Origin of the sequence: Nocardia sp. CC201C (genome assembly GCF_030010695.1) — a bacterium.
GTDB classification, from domain to species: domain Bacteria; phylum Actinomycetota; class Actinomycetes; order Mycobacteriales; family Mycobacteriaceae; genus Nocardia; species Nocardia otitidiscaviarum.
Window position 1 is genome coordinate 1 of record NZ_JASCXP010000144.1, and the last position, 16119, is coordinate 16119.

Sequence of the window (16119 nt, forward strand, 5' to 3'; positions counted from 1 at the left end):
GCGGGGCCCCCGGGGCCCCCCCCCCGCGGGGGGGGCCGGGGTTCGGCCCCCCCCCACGCTGGGCGCGTCGACCCGCTCGACCATCCGTCCCTTGCTCGCCAAGGCCCTGGTGCCCGCGGTGTGCGTCGGCCTCGCCCTCGGGACGTGGTACGCGGTATCGCTGCTGCTGCTCGCCCCCGACCGGCGCTTCCTGCTGCCGCCGCCGCACGCCGTGCTCACCGAATCGCTGCTGGACCCGGCCACCGTCGAGACCATGCTGCGGGCACTCGCGGTAACCGCGCGGGTGGCCCTGGTCGGGCTGCTGGTCGCCGCGGTCCTGGGCGTCGCTATCGGGGTGCTGATGAGCCAGGCCAGGGCGATCGAGCGCGTGGTGTACCCGTACGCCGTTGTGCTCCAGGCCATTCCGGTACTGGCCGTGGTGCCGCTCATCGGCCTGTGGTTCGGCTACGGCATGTCCGCCCGGACCATCGTCTGCGTACTCATCGCCGTGCACCCGATCATCGCCATGACCCTGTTCGGCATCCAGTCCGTGGACGCCAACCTGCGCGAACTGTTCACTCTCGGCCGGGCCACTCGGCTGCGCCGCCTGCTGTCACTGGAACTGCCCGCCGCGCTGCCCTCCATCCTCACCAGCCTGCGCACCGCCGCCGGGCTCGCGGTGACCGGCGCGATCATCGGTGACATGTTCTTCGCCAAGGGGCAGCCGGGCATCGGCACCCTGCTCGACACCTACCGAGCGCGGCTGCAATCGGAGGACATGCTCGCCGCACTGCTGCTCGCCGCCCTCTTCGGCGTCACCGTCTTCGCCCTTTGCACCGCCGCGCAGCGTCTCACCGTCGGCCGCTGGCACGCCTCCGGTCGCTGAATTCCATCCTCACACTGTGGAGAACCCATGCACACCTGTCTTCGCCGTGCCCGCGTGGCCGCGCTGACCGCCCTCGCGGTCGCGACCCTCGCCGCCTGCTCCGGCTCCGAAACCGACACTACCGCCGTCGAATTGCCTTCGGCCCCAGCCGAACAGCAGTTGGCCGGAACCTGCCCCGACACCGTCGTCGTCCAACTCCAATGGGAACCCGAAACCGATTCCGGCCCCCTCTTCGGCCTGCTCGGACCCGGCTACCGCGTGGACTCCGACAACAACCGGGTCACCGGCCCGCTGGTGGTGGACGGCAAGGACACCGGCGTGGAACTGGAGATCCGCGCGGGCGGCCCGGCCATCGGCTTCCAGACCGTGCCCTCCCAGATGTACGTCGACGACTCCATCACCCTGGGCCTGGCGCACTCCGAACATGCCATCGCCGCGGCCGGGCAGCAGCCGCTGATCGGTGTCACCACCCTGCTGCGCTACAGCCCGCAGCTGCTCATGTGGGATCCGGCGACGCACCCGGACTGGCGGGGCATCGCCGATATCGGCGCATCCGGTGCGCCCATCGTGGTTTCGCAGGGACAGCTGTACCCGGACTGGCTGGTGGCGCGCGGGCTGGTGCGGGCCGAGCAGATCGACGCCTCCTACGACAATTCACCGTCGCGCTTCGTCGCCGATCCGTCCTTCGCCCAGCAGGGCTTCGCCAACTCCGAACCCTACGTCTACGAGCACGAGGTGCGGGCCTGGAACAAGCCGGTGGCCTACCAGCTGCTGCGCGACGTCGGCTACGAGGGCTACGCCCGCACCGTGAACGTGCGCGCCGACAGACTCGACGAACTGCGCCCCTGCCTGCGCCGCCTGGTGCCCATGATCCAAAGGGCGACAGCCGATTTCCGCGCCGATCCCAGCCACGTGAACGAGGTGGTCGTCGATGTGGTCGACAAGAGCGCCAATTTCAGTCCCTACAGCGCCGAACTCGCCGCCTTCGGTTCCCGGGCGCTCATCGACAACGGACTGATCGGCAATGACACCGACGGTGTCATCGGCAGTTTCGACTCCGCGCGGGTGCAGCGGGTCATCGACGAATTCGCCCCCATCCTGCGCCGCGGCGGCGCGAACGTGCCCACCACCCTGACCGCCGCCGACCTGATCACCACCGAATTCCTGGACCGCGGCATCGCGGCCACCGACTGAGCCGACCGAAAGGGTAACCATGACAACCGGATACGACCTGTCCGAAGTCGACCGCGAGAAGCGCATGGGTGGACTCGGCGCGGAGACCACCCGTGAGATCCGCGTCATCGACCTCACCGACTTCGAGAACCGTCGCGCCGAGATCACCGAACAGCTGTGGACCGCCGCCACCGAGATCGGCTTCTTCCAGCTCTCCGGGCACGGTATCCCGCAGTGGCAGCTGGACGACGCCTTCGCCCGCGCCGCGGCCTTCTTCGCGCTGCCGGAATCGGTGAAGGCGCGATACCCGCTGGTCAAAGCCGACAATGCGGGCTGGGAGAGCTTGAGCCAGGTGCGGCCCTCCATCGGCGTGCCCGACCAGAAGGAGTCCTATCAGATCACTCGACCGCATATGGCGAGCCTGTGGCCGACCGAGGCCGAACTGCCCGGATTCGTCTCCGCCATCCTGGATTTCGAGCATCGGTGCTGGAGCGTGGCCATGCGGGTGCTGTCCTGTTTCGCCGACCGGCTCGGGCTGCCGCGCGACCACTTCACCGCCGCGCACGATCCGGAATCGGAGCACTACCAGAGCACCCTGCGACTGCTGCACTACTTCGCCGTTCCCGAGGAACTGCGCGATGTGCCCGGTCGCTGGCGGGCGGGCGCGCACACCGACTTCGACTGCCTCACCCTGCTGTTCCAACGCGACGGGCAGGGCGGGCTCCAGGTCTGCCCCGGCAAGGAGATGGACGAACAAGCATGGACCTCCATCACGCCCTCGTCCTCGCTGATCACCTGCAATATCGGCGATATGCTCACCCGCTGGAGCGATGATCTGCTGCCCTCCAACTTCCATCGCGTGCGCAGTCCGGGCCGCGACGAGTACCAGGGTGAGCGCTACAGCATCGCCTATTTCGCGCAGGCCGACCGCGACGCCGTCATCCAGGGTCCGCGCGGCGTCTACCCGCCCGTGACCGCCGCCGACTTCCTCGCCGAGCGGGTGCGGGCCAACTACCGGCCGCGGATGTAGTTTCGAGCCAGCGAGAAAGGACCCCATGGCCGACGACACCAGCGCCGCCCTGCTCGGCCCCTCGGTACACCGGCAGCTGCGGCAGCTGGTGCTCTCCGGTGAACTGGAACCCGGCGCGCCGCTGAGCGTGCTCGCCCTGTCCGGTCGCCTCGGCGTCAGCCGCAGCCCGGTCCGCGAGGCCGTGCAGCAGCTCATCTACGAGGGTCTGGCCGTGAACGTCCCGCACGCGGGGGCGCGGGTGGCCGTGGTGGACGACGCCCGGATTCGCGATGTGCTGGCCGTGCGCGCGGTGCTCGACGGTCTCGCCGCCGCCGAGGCCGCCACCCGCCTGACCGAAGCCGACCTGGTGCAACTCACCGGCATGCTCGACGCCCAGGCGGACAACCTGCGCGGTGACGCCGACCCGGCCCGCGACACCGCCCTGGACCTGGAATTCCACACCTTCATCCGGGACCGCGCCGGAAACCCCACCCTCGCCGAGGAACTCGCCCGCCTCGAATCCCAGGCCCACCTCTACCGCGGCGACCTGTGGAGCCACGACCGCAACCGCAGCACCGCCCTGCGCGAACACCGCCGCATCGTGGAAGCCCTCGAATCCGGCGACCCCACCCAGTCCCGCGCCGTCGCCGAAGCCCACGTGCGCGGCCTCATCACCCGCCTGCACCGACGTTGACCAGCCGCCCCGGCAGTGCCGCGCCGCCCACGCGGAGACGGTGCGTGATCAGTGTTCACGACCGGGAACCGGAGTCGCTGTGCTGCCGGAGGCGAGGCATGGATCAGGTTGCCTCGCTCGCCGCGCGGCCCGCTCAGTGCGCGTTGCGGTAGGCCGGGGCCTTGCTGGTGGCGGTGGGGGTGAGGGTGCGCAGCAGCGGCAGGGTGCGGCGCGGCACCACCGTGGACAGCACGATCACGCTGTGCGAGCGCACCACCGAGGTGGTGCGGTCGATACTCAGCAGCACCGTTTGCAGACCGGCGTGGGAGTCCGCGCCGATACGGCACAGCACATCGCTGGAACCGGTGGTGGCGTACGCTTCCAGCACGCCCGGGATGGCGGCCAGATCGGCGGCCACCGCCTCCAGCGCACCTTGCGCGATCTCCAGGGTGACGAAGGCTTCCACATCGAAACCGGCTGCGCTGACATCGATCTGGGGGTCGTAGGAGGCGATGACCCCGGCCTCCTCCATCCGGGCGATGCGTGACTGCACGGTCGCGCGGGCCACTCGAGTACGGCGGGACAACTCGAGGATGCCCGCCTTCTGATGCTCGTGCATGGCGGTGAGGATGGCCAGGTCCAGCTCGTCCAGCTTGGCGGGAGTGCGTGCCATGGCGGATCTCCGTTCGCAGGGTGTTCTATTCAAATTGTCCAGCACCAACGGCAAGATGGTGACGCAATTCACCAGGGTGTCTACTGAAAATCGCCGATATTGCCCATCAGCGGCCATCGGCCTTTCCTGGTCTCATGAGCATCGAGGCAACCGCCGCACCTGTTCAACCGCCGAATCGGCCCACGGCCACCGACGCACCGCCCGAGGACGAATTGCGTCGCCTCGTCGGTCTGGTGGACCACGACGCGGCCGCCGACCCGTTCCCGGTGCTGGGCTGGGACGCGCTCGTGTGGGTGGTGGGCAACGCCACCCAGGCCGCGCACTATCTGGAATCCGCCTTCGGGCTGCGGTTGGAGGCGTACTCGGGTCCCGAGACCGGCAACCGCGACCACAAGGCGTACGTACTGCGCAGCGGTGGCGTCCGATTCGTCGTCAAGGGGGCGGTGGATCCGGCGAGTTCCCTGGTGGCACACCATGATCGGCACGGGGACGGAGTCGTCGACATCGCGCTCGAGGTCCCGGACGTGGACCGCTGCATCGCCCACGCCCGCGCCCAGGGCGCGACCGTGCTGGTCGAACCGCACGACGAGACAGACGAATTCGGCACGGTGCGTGCCGCGGCCATCGCCACCTACGGCGAGACCCGGCACACCCTGATCGACCGTTCCCGCTACACCGGCCCCTATCTGCCCGGCTATATCGCGCGCACCTCCGGTTACGAACCGCGCCCCGGCGCACCGCGCCGCCTCTTCCAGGCCATCGACCACGTGGTCGGCAACGTGGAGCTGGGGCGCATGGACGAGTGGGTCGAGTTCTACCGCCGCGTCATGGGTTTCGAGAACATGGCCGAATTCGTGGGCGACGATATCGCCACCGACTATTCGGCGCTCATGTCCAAGGTCGTCGCCAACGGCAACCACCGCGTCAAGTTCCCCCTCAACGAACCCGCCGACGGCCCCAAGCGCTCCCAGATCGACGAGTACCTGGAGTTCTACCGGGGCCCGGGCGTCCAGCACATCGCCCTGGCCACGGGTGACATCCTCACCGCCGTGGACTGCCTGCGCCGCGAGGGCATCGAATTCCTCGCCACGCCCGACACCTACTACGAGGACCCGGAACTGCGCGCCCGCATCGGCCACGTCCGCGTCCCCGTGGAAGAGCTCCAGCGTCGCGGCATCCTGGTCGACCGCGACGAAGACGGCTACCTGCTCCAGATCTTCTGCAAACCCGTCACCGACCGCCCCACCGTCTTCTTCGAACTCATCGAACGCCACGGCTCCCTCGGCTTCGGCAAGGGCAACTTCAAGGCCCTCTTCCAGGCCATCGAGCGCGAACAGGAGGCCCGCGGCAACCTCTGATCGGATGCGGCAACGCCGTGGCGAACCGCTCGGACGAGCCGAATCCCGCGATGTCGGTAGAGTTCGTGCCATGCGGATGACGTCGGCGATTGTCACGGGGATGACCTTCGCTCTGCTGCTGTCGGCGTGCGGGGGGAAGCAGGAATCCGATACACCGACCGGGCTGCGCCCACCGCCCAGGGTGGCCACGCTGGGTCCCTTCGTGGGCGAATGCGGCCACGTCACCGACGACGAGGTGCGCGATATCGGCGCCCTCGGCGCGGTGACCCGGGTGTTCAAGAACTCCGTCGGCTGCAACTGGCAGGGCGGCGGGGTCGGCGGCGCGAGCGTCACCTTCGCCTCCTACCGCGGCAGTCCCATCGACCGCGAGAAGGCTTGGGTGGCCAGCGTCGGTCGCGATCCGGAGACCATCGAGGTCGGCGGCAAGACCGGCTTCCAGGCCCTGGACCCCAGCAACCGGGTGTGCGACCTGGCGGTGCAGCTGGACGACGACTTCTTCGAATGGTCCATCTCCTACGGCCTGTTCGGCAGCGAGGGGCTCGGCAATCCGTGCGACCGCAGCCGCCGACTGGCCGAACTGACCGTGCAGCGACTCGGATGAGGGGCAACGGCATGAGAGGCGGCGGCATGACGGGCGGTGGCACGGCGCGCACGCGCGGACGGCGCGGCATCCGGCTCACCGGTGCGGCGCTGGCCGCCCTGGCGCTCACCGCGACCCTCGCCGGCTGCGGCCGGACCATCGAGGGCACCGCCCTCCCGGCGGGCGGTACCACCGGCGACGGCGGCGGGCGCATCAACACCAACTTCGACAAGCTGCTGCGCGAATGCGAGGTGGTCTCGCTGGAGGACATCGGCAAGACCGTCGGCGAGGGCACCTACGTGAACCCGTCCTTCAACGGGGCGGTCTGCATGTGGGATCTGGACGGCGGTTCCTCGGGCAGCGGCATGGTGACGCTCAGCTGGTACGAGCTCGGGTCGCTGGCCAACGAGAAGAAGAACAACGAGCGCCTCGGCTATGTGACCAACGACATCACCGTGCAGGGGCGTCGATCGCTGGAGACGCGGCGGCCGAACGACCCCGATTCGTGCGGTGTGTTCGCCCCGGCCGCGGATGCCGGAATCGTGGGCTGGTGGGTGAACTACCGTGCGGGAGGGTCACATCCGGATCCCTGCGAGGCCGCGCGCAAGCTGGTGGAGCTCACCTTGAACCTGGCCCGCTAGTCGATCTACCTGCCCGCGTCCATACCACTCCGGGACCCCGTTTTTGCTCCCGGAAACGCCGGCGGGTATCGTGGATCGCTGTGCCCGGAAGCATGCGGGCAGGTTCGTGCGCAGTACGTAGGCCAGCGAGAGCGGCTGACCGGTTCAGCGTGCCCTGAACAGGGCGTGTAAGCTGCGCACGACACGCCCGACCTCGTGACAACGAAATGTCGCGGGAACTGGGCGGAAAGCTCGAATGACCGCGGCGTGAACGACGGGTCCGGAGGCGGCAGCCTGCGTAACCACGGAGGCCCCGGGCGCGCCGCAAATGAATACAGACATGAAGTTCCAGACACCTGGTTACTAATAAGGAAAGCCGGTCTATGCCAACCATCAACCAGCTGGTCCGCAAGGGTCGCCGCGACAAGGTCGCCAAGACCAAGACTGCGGCCCTCAAGGGGAGCCCGCAGCGTCGTGGCGTGTGCACCCGCGTGTACACCACGACCCCGAAGAAGCCGAACTCGGCGCTCCGCAAGGTCGCCCGTGTTCGCCTGACCAGCCAGGTCGAGGTCACGGCTTACATCCCCGGTGAGGGTCACAACCTGCAGGAGCACTCGATGGTGCTCGTTCGCGGCGGTCGTGTGAAGGACCTCCCGGGTGTGCGCTACAAGATCATCCGCGGTTCCCTCGACACCCAGGGTGTGAAGAACCGCAAGCAGGCCCGCAGCCGCTACGGCGCCAAGAAGGAGAAGAGCTGATATGCCGCGCAAGGGCCCCGCTCCCAAGCGTCCGCTGATCAACGACCCGGTCTACGGCTCCCCGCTGGTGACCCAGCTGGTCAACAAGATCCTCCTGGACGGCAAGAAGTCGACCGCCGAGCGCATCGTCTACGGTGCCCTCGAGCAGGCTCGCGAGAAGACCGGCACCGATCCGGTCGTGACCCTCAAGCGCGCGCTGGACAACGTCAAGCCGTCGCTCGAGGTCAAGCCCCGCCGCGTCGGTGGCGCCACCTACCAGGTGCCGGTCGAGGTCCGTCCGGGCCGCGCCAACACCCTGGCGCTGCGCTGGCTGGTCAACTTCTCGCGCGCCCGTCGCGAGAAGACCATGGTCGAGCGTCTGGCGAACGAGCTCCTCGACGCCAGCAACGGCCTGGGCGCTTCGGTGAAGCGTCGCGAGGACACCCACAAGATGGCCGAGTCCAACCGGGCCTTCGCGCACTACCGCTGGTGATCCGGTGCCCGGCGATGCCCGGGCGTCGAGTCACGGTCCGGCGCGGCACTTCGCGGTCGCGCCGGACGTTGAGACAGAGATGACCCGGAGCAAAGCCAGGGTCGCACCCGAAGATCCCACTAGCTAAGAGCGGGGAAGATTTCCGTGGCACAGGACGTGCTCACCGACCTGAACAAGGTCCGCAACATCGGCATCATGGCCCACATCGATGCCGGTAAGACGACGACCACCGAACGCATCCTCTTCTACACCGGTATCACCTACAAGATCGGTGAGGTGCACGACGGCGCCGCCACCATGGACTGGATGGCGCAGGAGCAGGAACGCGGCATCACCATCACGTCGGCCGCGACGACCTGTTTCTGGAAAGACAACCAGATCAACATCATCGACACCCCGGGTCACGTCGACTTCACCGTCGAGGTGGAGCGCTCGCTGCGCGTGCTCGACGGTGCCGTCGCCGTCTTCGACGGCAAGGAGGGTGTCGAGCCCCAGTCCGAGCAGGTGTGGCGGCAGGCGGACAAGTACGACGTGCCGCGTATCTGCTTCGTCAACAAGATGGACAAGCTGGGCGCGGACTTCTACTTCACCGTCCAGACCATCAAGGACCGCCTGGGCGCCAAGCCGCTGGTCCTGCAGCTGCCGATCGGCGCCGAGGACACCTTCGAGGGCGTCGTCGACCTGGTCGAGATGAACGCCAAGGTCTGGAAGGGCGAGACCAAGCTCGGCGAGCAGTACGAGGTCGTCGAGATCCCGGCCGACCTGGCCGAGAAGGCCGAGCAGTACCGCCAGGAGCTGCTCGAGACCGTCGCCGAGTCCGATGAGGCGCTGCTGGAGAAGTTCTTCGGCGGCGAGGAGCTCTCCATCGAGGAGATCAAGGGCGCGATTCGCAAGATGACCGTCAACTCCGAGCTCTACCCGGTGCTGTGCGGTTCGGCGTTCAAGAACAAGGGCGTGCAGCCCATGCTCGACGCCGTGATCGACTACCTGCCGAACCCGCTGGACGACGGTGGCACCGACGGCCACGTCCCGGGTAAGGAAGAGGAGATCCTGCACCGCGACGCGAGCGTCACCGAGCCGTTCGCCGCGCTGGCGTTCAAGGTCGCCACCCACCCGTTCTTCGGCAAGCTGACCTACGTCCGGGTGTACTCGGGCAAGGTCGACTCCGGCGCCCAGGTCATCAACTCGACCAAGGGCAAGAAGGAGCGTCTGGGCAAGCTGTTCCAGATGCACTCCAACAAGGAGAACCCGGTCACCGAGGCCCAGGCCGGCCACATCTACGCGGTCATCGGCCTGAAGGACACCACGACCGGCGACACCCTGTGCGATCCGCAGAACCAGATCGTGCTGGAGTCCATGACCTTCCCGGATCCGGTCATCGAGGTGGCCATCGAGCCGAAGACCAAGGCCGACCAGGAGAAGCTGGGCACCGCCATCCAGAAGTTCGCGGAGGAGGACCCCACCTTCAACGTGAAGCTGGATCAGGAGACCGGCCAGACCGTCATCGGCGGCATGGGCGAGCTCCAGCTCGATATCTACGTCGACCGCATGAAGCGCGAATTCAAGGTCGAGGCGAATATCGGCAAGCCGCAGGTGGCCTACCGCGAGACCATCACCAAGCCGGTCGAGAAGCACGAGTACACCCACAAGAAGCAGACCGGTGGTTCGGGTCAGTTCGCCCGTGTCATCATCGGCCTGGAGCCCTTCACGGGTGAGGACGGCGCGACCTACGAGTTCGAGAACAAGGTCACCGGTGGCCGCGTTCCGCGCGAGTACATCCCGTCGGTCGACGCCGGTATCCAGGACGCCATGCAGTACGGTGTGCTCGCCGGCTTCCCGCTGGTCAACGTCAAGGCCCTGCTGCTGGACGGCGCTTACCACGAGGTCGACTCGTCGGAAATGGCGTTCAAGATCGCGGGTGCGCAGGCCCTCAAGGAAGCGGCCCGCAAGGCCGGTCCGGTGATCCTCGAGCCCATGATGGCTGTCGAGGTCACCACGCCCGAGGACTACATGGGCGAAGTGATCGGCGACCTGAACTCCCGCCGTGGCCAGATCCAGGCCATGGAGGAACGCAGTGGTGCCCGTGTCGTCAAGGCGCTGGTTCCGCTCTCGGAGATGTTCGGCTACATCGGTGACCTGCGGTCGAAGACCCAGGGCCGGGCCAACTTCTCCATGGTGTTCGATTCGTACGCGGAGGTTCCGGCCAACGTGTCGAAGGAGATCATCGCCAAGGCGACCGGCGAGTAGTTCGCTGCCGGGGCGGATTCGCGAGTATCCGCCCCGAGTCGGTCGGCTGAACGACCCCCTGTAAGAAAAACAACGCACTGCTGCAAAGCAACGCACTACTAGTCCAGGAGGACAACAGTGGCGAAGGCGAAGTTCGAGCGGACGAAGCCCCACGTCAACATCGGCACCATCGGTCACGTCGACCACGGCAAGACCACGCTGACGGCGGCCATCACCAAGGTGCTGCACGACAAGTACCCGGACCTGAACCAGAGCTTCGCGTTCGACCAGATCGACAAGGCTCCGGAGGAGAAGGCTCGTGGTATCACGATCAACATCTCCCACGTCGAGTACCAGACCGAGAAGCGGCACTACGCCCACGTGGACGCCCCCGGTCACGCCGACTACATCAAGAACATGATCACCGGTGCCGCCCAGATGGACGGCGCGATCCTGGTCGTGGCGGCCACCGACGGCCCGATGCCGCAGACCCGTGAGCACGTGCTGCTCGCCCGTCAGGTCGGCGTGCCCTACATCCTGGTCGCGCTGAACAAGGCCGACATGGTCGACGACGAGGAAATCCTCGAGCTCGTCGAGATGGAGGTCCGCGAGCTGCTGGCCTCGCAGGAGTTCGACGAGGACGCCCCGGTCGTGCGCGTCTCCGGCCTGAAGGCCCTCGAGGGCGACGAGAAGTGGGCGCAGTCCGTCATGGACCTGATGAACGCCGTCGACGAGTCGATCCCGGACCCGGTCCGTGAGACCGACAAGCCGTTCCTGATGCCGATCGAGGACGTCTTCACCATCACCGGTCGTGGCACCGTGGTGACCGGTCGTGTCGAGCGCGGCATCATCAACGTGAACGAAGAGGTCGAGATCGTGGGTATCCGCGAGAAGTCGACCAAGACCACCATCACGGGCATCGAGATGTTCCGCAAGCTGCTCGACCAGGGCCAGGCGGGCGACAACGTCGGTCTGCTGGTCCGCGGTATCAAGCGCGAGGACGTGGAGCGCGGCCAGGTCGTCATCAAGCCGGGCACCACCACCCCGCACACCGAGTTCGAGGGCCAGGCGTACATCCTGTCGAAGGACGAGGGCGGCCGCCACACCCCGTTCTTCAACAACTACCGCCCGCAGTTCTACTTCCGCACCACCGACGTGACCGGCGTCGTGACCCTCCCCGAGGGCACCGAGATGGTCATGCCGGGCGACAACACCGAGATGAGCGTCAAGCTCATCCAGCCGATCGCCATGGAAGAGGGCCTGCGCTTCGCGATCCGTGAGGGTGGCCGCACCGTCGGTGCCGGTCGCGTCACCAAGATCATCAAGTGATTCGCTGAATCACCGGTAGACGGCGTCGCTCCGAAAGGAGCGGCGCCGTTTGCGTTTCACGGGCGGTCGTCCTCGTCCACCCAATCGGCGACCACGGTGCCCGAGACCATGCCGTCGGAACCGGGCAGCACGGTGGTGGGTCGTTCGTCCTCGTAGGCTTCCGCGATTTCGGCGGCGCGTCGGCGATGTTTGTCCTCGACCTCCGGTTCCGGAACGATCAGCCGCTCATCCTGTTTCGCGGATTTCTCCTGAATCCGCTGTTCCTCTTCGGTATTCATGCCGCAGATCTGCCCGCTGTCGGGCCGGTCAAACCGGGTGCGGACCGACAGCGCGCGCGTGCGCGGCGGAAGCGGCTATCCCGGCAGCGGTGCGGGCACCGCGCCCAGCATCCGACCGGAGTCGAAAGTGGCGGCGGCGGGAGGCAATTCACCCGGACGCCCGCTGGCGAGGACGCGGACCGTACCGGTGCCCGCGGTGGGGCGGCCCAGGGCGTCCATGCGGCGCAGGGTCTGGCCCGCGACGGCCTCGGCGCTGTCGAAGATGCGCACGCCGCGGGGGAGGGCGGCGAGGATGGCATCGAGAACCAGCGGGTAGTGGGTGCAACCGAGCACGATGCCCTCGGTGCCCGCCGGGGTGCGCTCGGCGGCGCTGGCGATGGCGCGTTCGATGGCGGGCAGGTCGCCGCGGTCGATGGCGTCGGCGAGCCCGTGACAGGCCACACCCGTGACCTCGGCGTTCCCGCCGAAGCGGGCGATGAGATCGGCCTGGTAGGCGCTGGCCGTGGTGGCGGCGGTCGCCCAGACCGCCACCTTCGAGCAGGCCGCGGCGGCGGGTTTGATGGCCGGAACGGTGCCGATCACCGGCACCTCGGGGCCGACCTCGGCGCGCACGTGTTCCAGCGCCGTCACGCTGGCCGTATTACAGGGCAGCACAATGACTTCCGCGCCCTCGCGCAAGGAGGTACGCGCGGTGTCGAGCACCCGGTCGATGACCCACTGCTCGGGCTTGGGCCCCCACGGGGCCCCGTCGGGATCCATCTGCAACAGCAGATCCAGGTCGGGCCGCAGCTTCCGCAACCACGCACCCGTGGGCAGCATGCCCAGGCCCGAATCGATGAGCGCGACGATCACCCCTGCCACGGTAATGAATGCGGCGCGGGCGGTGCGAATCGCGTCCGGCGAACAGCGCGAAACCGGTGCACGGGCCAATTCGGGAACCGGCTCCGGCCGAGGCGCTCGAGCAGCGGTGGCGCATCGGAGCCCGCGCAGCGGCGGGTCGGCGGTACCGCTATCGCGGTGAGTCCGACCGCGGGTATGGCGAACCCTCCCATGTCGGGGCCGATTCCGGGCGGCTGCGGTCGCGCCGTCGCGGAGGCGAACAGCGTCGGCTCAGCTCACGGGCTGGGTTTCGGTGAGCCGTGCGCGCATCTTCATGACCTTGCCGGTCATGCCCGCCCCGACCACGGCCACCAGTTCCCCACTCCGGAAGTAGTGCGCGAGGAACTTGCGACCCTGATCCTCGATGATCCGGACCTCGTCGGCCGACGCGGGCAGTCCGAGCACCTGGATCTTCAGGTCGTACTGGTCGCTCCACACGTACGACACCTGCGGTGGGGGCAGTTCGGCTCCCAGTAGCGCGCAGGCCAGCGTCTTGGCCTGCTCCCCGGCATTGGTCCAGTGCTCGACGCGCTTGTTGCGCCCGCTTCGGTGCGGCCAGGCGGCCACGTCGCCCACGGCCCAGACCCCGTCCACCGCGGTCCGTCCGGTCTCGTCGCTGATGACGCCGCCACCCTCGGCGGGATCGGCGAGCGGAATGCCGGACCCGGCGAGCCAGTCGGTCGCCGGAATCGAGCCGATGCCGATGACCACCAGATCGGCGTCGAGCGTGGATCCGTCGGAGCATCGCACGCCGCGCACGGCATCGTCCTCGACGAGCAGCCCCGCCACTCCGGTGCCGCAGCGCACGTCCACGCCCTCGGCCCGATGCAGCCGCGCCACCAGTTCGCCGACCTCGGTGCCGAGTGCGGCGGCCAGCGGCGTCGGCTGCGGTTCCACCAGCGTCACCGCCACGCCGTGGGCGCGGAAGCTGGCCGCCAGTTCGCATCCGATGAAACCACCGCCTACCACCACGGCCTGTCGGGCCTCGGTGAGGTGGGCGCGCAGTCGGGCCGCGTCGGCGTGCGAGCGCAGCACGTGCACCCCGGTCGCCTCGGGCAGGCCCGGAATCCGCCGGGGTCGCAGACCGGTGGCGAGGACGAGCTGGTCGTAGTCGAGGGTGGAGCCGTCGGCCAGGGTCACCTGTCGCGCCGCGGTGTCCACGCCGGTCACGGCCGTGCCCAGACGCAGGTCGATGCGCTGCTCGGCGTAGAACTCGACCGGTCGCAGCGCGGTGTCGTCGGTCTGGCCGCGTACGAACTGCTTGGACAGCGGCGGCCGGTCGTAGGGTGCCCGGTCCTCGTCGCCGATGAGGGTGAGTTCCCCCTCATAACCCGCTCGGCGCAGTTCCTCGGCCGTCCGGAGCCCCGCCAGCCCCGCGCCAACGATTAGAACGTGTTCCACCGATTGCGACATAGAGGCAACCCTAACCTTTTCGGGTCACCGCGGAGGTTTGGTTGTGTCGGGCACCACATCCAGATCGCTCCCGAATCGTATCCGCACATTTATTGATCGGGCGGTCAATCAGGATTAGAACGAAAGAAGGATAACCACAGCCTTGAAGGAGGCACATCATGTTCACCGACAGCCGTGCACAGGACGCGGTAGCCGTCGTCCTCGGGGCCATCGCGGCCCTGTCGCCCATCTGGGTGGATACCAGCAACCGGGCGATGTGGACGTTGATCGTCCTCGGCGTCCTGATCGCCGCCACCGGCCTGGCGCAGCTCGCCAAGGTCGCCGGTGCCACCGCCGACTACGCCATGGCCGTGCTGGGCGCGCTGCTGTTCCTCTCCCCGTGGGTGATGAACTTCAGCTCCTACACCAACGCGTCGTGGACGGCGTGGATCGTGGGCGTATTGACCGTCGTGGTCGCCTTGGCGGCGCTTCCACAGGTCGCGGGACGCATGCATACGGCACACTGATACACATGCCTGAACCGCGAGCGGGGCGTCGCCGCAGCCGCAAGGTCGACGGTGACGCCCGTCAGCTCATCCTGGATGCCGCCGAAAAGCTGTTCGCGGCACAGGGCTTCGACGCGACCCCCACCGCCGCCATCGCCGCGGCCGCGGGTGTACCCAAGGGTCTCGTCTTCTACTACTTCCCCACGAAGGAAGCGATCCTCACCGCCTTGATGACCGAACGGGTGCCCGCTCGGCCGATCGAGGACATCGCCGCGGTGATCGCCCCCGGCGATCCGGCCACCAGCCTGGTGAACCTGGATGCCGCGCTGAACCTGCGCGACCACCACTCCTCTGTGCTCCGCGTGATCATGTGGCGCGAGGCCGATACCCATCCGGACGTCCGTAAGCAGTTGCGCTCCATGCGTGATCAGCTGTTGGACGTGACCGCCCGGGTATTGCAGGCCAGCGCGCCCGGACCGGTCAAACCCGGAACGCTGCGCGCCTGCGCGGCGGCCTGGGTGTCGGCCATGTTCGCCATCGCCAGTACCGACCGCCTGCACGCGCTGGACGGTATGACGCTGCCGACCGCCGAGGAAGTGCTCAATGTGGCACAGGTGGTGGCGGCGGGCATGACCCAGTTGGGTTGAACTGGCGATATCCATTCCATCCCCAAAATTGTTGTTCGCAAAACGGATTCGTCTCAGCCCCGGAGCGCGGGGTTCACGGCGGCCCGGTAAGAATGTCGGCCATGGATGCCGACTACACCTCCGACCTGGGGCACTCACTGACCTCCCGGTCCGAGAACTACCGCCTCACCCACCCCGATACCTCGGACTCACGGTATGCGGCGAATTCGACGCTGACCGGCGTAGACACTGGCGGACACGCCGCGCTCGGACGCCTGAGCCCGCCCGAGGCCCCCGCGCAGTGGAGCAACTCCGGCAGCCACCGCACCGCCGAACCCGAATCCGCCCAGCAGAATTCGCGCCCGACCGACTTCCGCTCGGAGTTCGCCGCCCCGATCAACGGCAGCGCTTCCGCGACCGCGCCGACGGCGTTCGGTGGCAGCACGCCCACCACCGGAAGTCCGGCGCTCAGCGGTGGTTCGCGTGGTACGGGGGATTCGGCGTTCGGCGGTGGTTCGCGCACCACCGGGGATTCGGCATACGGCGGCAGTGCGCCAACCACGGGGGACTCTGCCTTCGGCGGTAGCGCGCCCACCGGGAATTCCGCCTTCGGCGGTAGCGCGCCCGCCACCGAGAACTCCGCCTTCGGCGGAAGTGCCCCCGCCACCGGGGATTCGGCCTTCGGCGGCGGCACCCCGACTG

The 16119-nt window shown here is 68.0% G+C and carries 17 protein-coding genes and 1 pseudogene; 14 read left to right on the forward strand and 4 right to left on the reverse strand.

Annotated features, from left to right (window positions below; all coding sequences use genetic code 11):
• The first annotated feature begins 91 nt into the window (after positions 1-91).
• Genes QK444_RS16855 through QK444_RS16870 form a run of 4 tightly spaced genes read left to right on the forward strand, consistent with a single transcriptional unit; the run spans position 92 to position 3741 of the window.
• Positions 92-865, forward strand: a complete 774-nt coding sequence (locus tag QK444_RS16855; protein ID WP_282781389.1) for an ABC transporter permease subunit — start codon at positions 92-94, stop codon at positions 863-865.
• A gap of 27 nt (positions 866-892) precedes the next feature.
• The gene (locus tag QK444_RS16860) at positions 893-2059 is read left to right on the forward strand and encodes a nitrate ABC transporter substrate-binding protein (RefSeq protein WP_282781391.1); all 1167 of its coding nucleotides are present in this window, start codon (positions 893-895) and stop codon (positions 2057-2059) included.
• Positions 2060-2078: 19 nt separating this feature from the next.
• On the forward strand, positions 2079-3068 hold the full coding sequence (locus tag QK444_RS16865) for a 2-oxoglutarate and iron-dependent oxygenase domain-containing protein (RefSeq protein ID WP_282781394.1): 990 nt from the start codon (positions 2079-2081) through the stop codon (positions 3066-3068).
• Between the two features lie 25 nt (positions 3069-3093).
• Complete coding sequence (locus QK444_RS16870; RefSeq protein WP_282781395.1) at positions 3094-3741, forward strand: GntR family transcriptional regulator; 648 nt, start codon at positions 3094-3096, stop codon at positions 3739-3741.
• A gap of 133 nt (positions 3742-3874) precedes the next feature.
• Here the strand turns inward: QK444_RS16870 and QK444_RS16875 are convergent, their stop codons facing one another.
• Positions 3875-4393 (reverse strand): Lrp/AsnC family transcriptional regulator, encoded by a 519-nt coding sequence (locus QK444_RS16875; RefSeq protein WP_029933051.1) that lies wholly within the window; start codon positions 4391-4393, stop codon positions 3875-3877.
• Positions 4394-4527: 134 nt separating this feature from the next.
• Here QK444_RS16875 and hppD point away from each other — a divergent pair, with 134 nt between their 5' ends.
• The 7 genes from hppD to tuf all read left to right on the forward strand — a co-directional run bounded on the left by hppD (position 4528) and on the right by tuf (position 11736).
• The gene (gene hppD, locus QK444_RS16880) at positions 4528-5751 is read left to right on the forward strand and encodes a 4-hydroxyphenylpyruvate dioxygenase (RefSeq protein ID WP_282781397.1); all 1224 of its coding nucleotides are present in this window, start codon (positions 4528-4530) and stop codon (positions 5749-5751) included.
• Positions 5752-5821: 70 nt separating this feature from the next.
• Positions 5822-6352, forward strand: coding sequence for a DUF3558 domain-containing protein (locus QK444_RS16885; protein ID WP_282781399.1), 531 nt, complete (start codon positions 5822-5824; stop codon positions 6350-6352).
• 26 nt (positions 6353-6378) lie between these two features.
• Positions 6379-6972, forward strand: coding sequence for a DUF3558 domain-containing protein (locus tag QK444_RS16890; RefSeq protein WP_282781400.1), 594 nt, complete (start codon positions 6379-6381; stop codon positions 6970-6972).
• A 362-nt stretch (positions 6973-7334) separates the two neighbouring features.
• Positions 7335-7709, forward strand: coding sequence for a 30S ribosomal protein S12 (gene rpsL / locus QK444_RS16895; RefSeq protein ID WP_011211612.1), 375 nt, complete (start codon positions 7335-7337; stop codon positions 7707-7709).
• 1 nt (position 7710) lies between these two features.
• Positions 7711-8181: a 30S ribosomal protein S7 gene (gene rpsG / locus QK444_RS16900; protein WP_014353063.1), complete on the forward strand. Its 471-nt coding sequence runs from the start codon at positions 7711-7713 to the stop codon at positions 8179-8181.
• 144 nt (positions 8182-8325) lie between these two features.
• Positions 8326-10428, forward strand: coding sequence for an elongation factor G (gene fusA / locus QK444_RS16905; RefSeq protein WP_039817451.1), 2103 nt, complete (start codon positions 8326-8328; stop codon positions 10426-10428).
• Positions 10429-10545: 117 nt separating this feature from the next.
• Positions 10546-11736 (forward strand): elongation factor Tu, encoded by a 1191-nt coding sequence (gene tuf / locus QK444_RS16910; protein ID WP_029933056.1) that lies wholly within the window; start codon positions 10546-10548, stop codon positions 11734-11736.
• A gap of 56 nt (positions 11737-11792) precedes the next feature.
• On the opposite strand, the gene QK444_RS16915 is transcribed toward tuf, so the two are convergent.
• The 3 genes from QK444_RS16915 to QK444_RS16925 form a co-directional block, all read right to left on the reverse strand.
• The gene (locus QK444_RS16915) at positions 11793-12014 is read right to left on the reverse strand and encodes a hypothetical protein (protein ID WP_282781415.1); all 222 of its coding nucleotides are present in this window, start codon (positions 12012-12014) and stop codon (positions 11793-11795) included.
• A 75-nt stretch (positions 12015-12089) separates the two neighbouring features.
• Positions 12090-12866 carry an aspartate/glutamate racemase family protein gene (locus QK444_RS16920; RefSeq protein WP_282781417.1) on the reverse strand — a complete coding sequence of 259 codons (777 nt, stop codon included), beginning with the start codon at positions 12864-12866 and terminating at the stop codon, positions 12090-12092.
• Between the two features lie 258 nt (positions 12867-13124).
• Positions 13125-14306, reverse strand: coding sequence for an FAD/NAD(P)-binding oxidoreductase (locus QK444_RS16925; protein WP_282781418.1), 1182 nt, complete (start codon positions 14304-14306; stop codon positions 13125-13127).
• A gap of 158 nt (positions 14307-14464) precedes the next feature.
• On the opposite strand from QK444_RS16925, the gene QK444_RS16930 reads away from it, so the two are divergent.
• From QK444_RS16930 to QK444_RS16940, 3 genes and pseudogenes are all read left to right on the forward strand, one after another.
• Positions 14465-14812, forward strand: a complete 348-nt coding sequence (locus QK444_RS16930; protein ID WP_029933060.1) for an SPW repeat protein — start codon at positions 14465-14467, stop codon at positions 14810-14812.
• A 5-nt stretch (positions 14813-14817) separates the two neighbouring features.
• Entirely contained in the window at positions 14818-15438 is a 621-nt protein-coding gene (locus tag QK444_RS16935; protein WP_029933061.1) for a TetR/AcrR family transcriptional regulator, read from the forward strand.
• A gap of 101 nt (positions 15439-15539) precedes the next feature.
• Positions 15540-16119, forward strand: a pseudogene (locus QK444_RS16940) (hypothetical protein); the annotation flags it as partial.

Coding starts and splice junctions, on each gene's coding strand:
- QK444_RS16875 (WP_029933051.1), bottom strand. CDS start 4,393: ATGGCACGCACTCCCGCCAAGCTGGACGAGCTGGACCTGGCCATCCTC.
- QK444_RS16930 (WP_029933060.1), top strand. CDS start 14,465: ATGTTCACCGACAGCCGTGCACAGGACGCGGTAGCCGTCGTCCTCGGG.
- QK444_RS16935 (WP_029933061.1), top strand. CDS start 14,818: ATGCCTGAACCGCGAGCGGGGCGTCGCCGCAGCCGCAAGGTCGACGGT.
- hppD (WP_282781397.1), top strand. CDS start 4,528: ATGAGCATCGAGGCAACCGCCGCACCTGTTCAACCGCCGAATCGGCCC.
- QK444_RS16915 (WP_282781415.1), bottom strand. CDS start 12,014: ATGAATACCGAAGAGGAACAGCGGATTCAGGAGAAATCCGCGAAACAG.
- QK444_RS16860 (WP_282781391.1), top strand. CDS start 893: ATGCACACCTGTCTTCGCCGTGCCCGCGTGGCCGCGCTGACCGCCCTC.
- QK444_RS16870 (WP_282781395.1), top strand. CDS start 3,094: ATGGCCGACGACACCAGCGCCGCCCTGCTCGGCCCCTCGGTACACCGG.
- QK444_RS16885 (WP_282781399.1), top strand. CDS start 5,822: ATGCGGATGACGTCGGCGATTGTCACGGGGATGACCTTCGCTCTGCTG.
- QK444_RS16925 (WP_282781418.1), bottom strand. CDS start 14,306: ATGTCGCAATCGGTGGAACACGTTCTAATCGTTGGCGCGGGGCTGGCG.
- rpsL (WP_011211612.1), top strand. CDS start 7,335: ATGCCAACCATCAACCAGCTGGTCCGCAAGGGTCGCCGCGACAAGGTC.
- QK444_RS16865 (WP_282781394.1), top strand. CDS start 2,079: ATGACAACCGGATACGACCTGTCCGAAGTCGACCGCGAGAAGCGCATG.
- rpsG (WP_014353063.1), top strand. CDS start 7,711: ATGCCGCGCAAGGGCCCCGCTCCCAAGCGTCCGCTGATCAACGACCCG.
- QK444_RS16890 (WP_282781400.1), top strand. CDS start 6,379: ATGACGGGCGGTGGCACGGCGCGCACGCGCGGACGGCGCGGCATCCGG.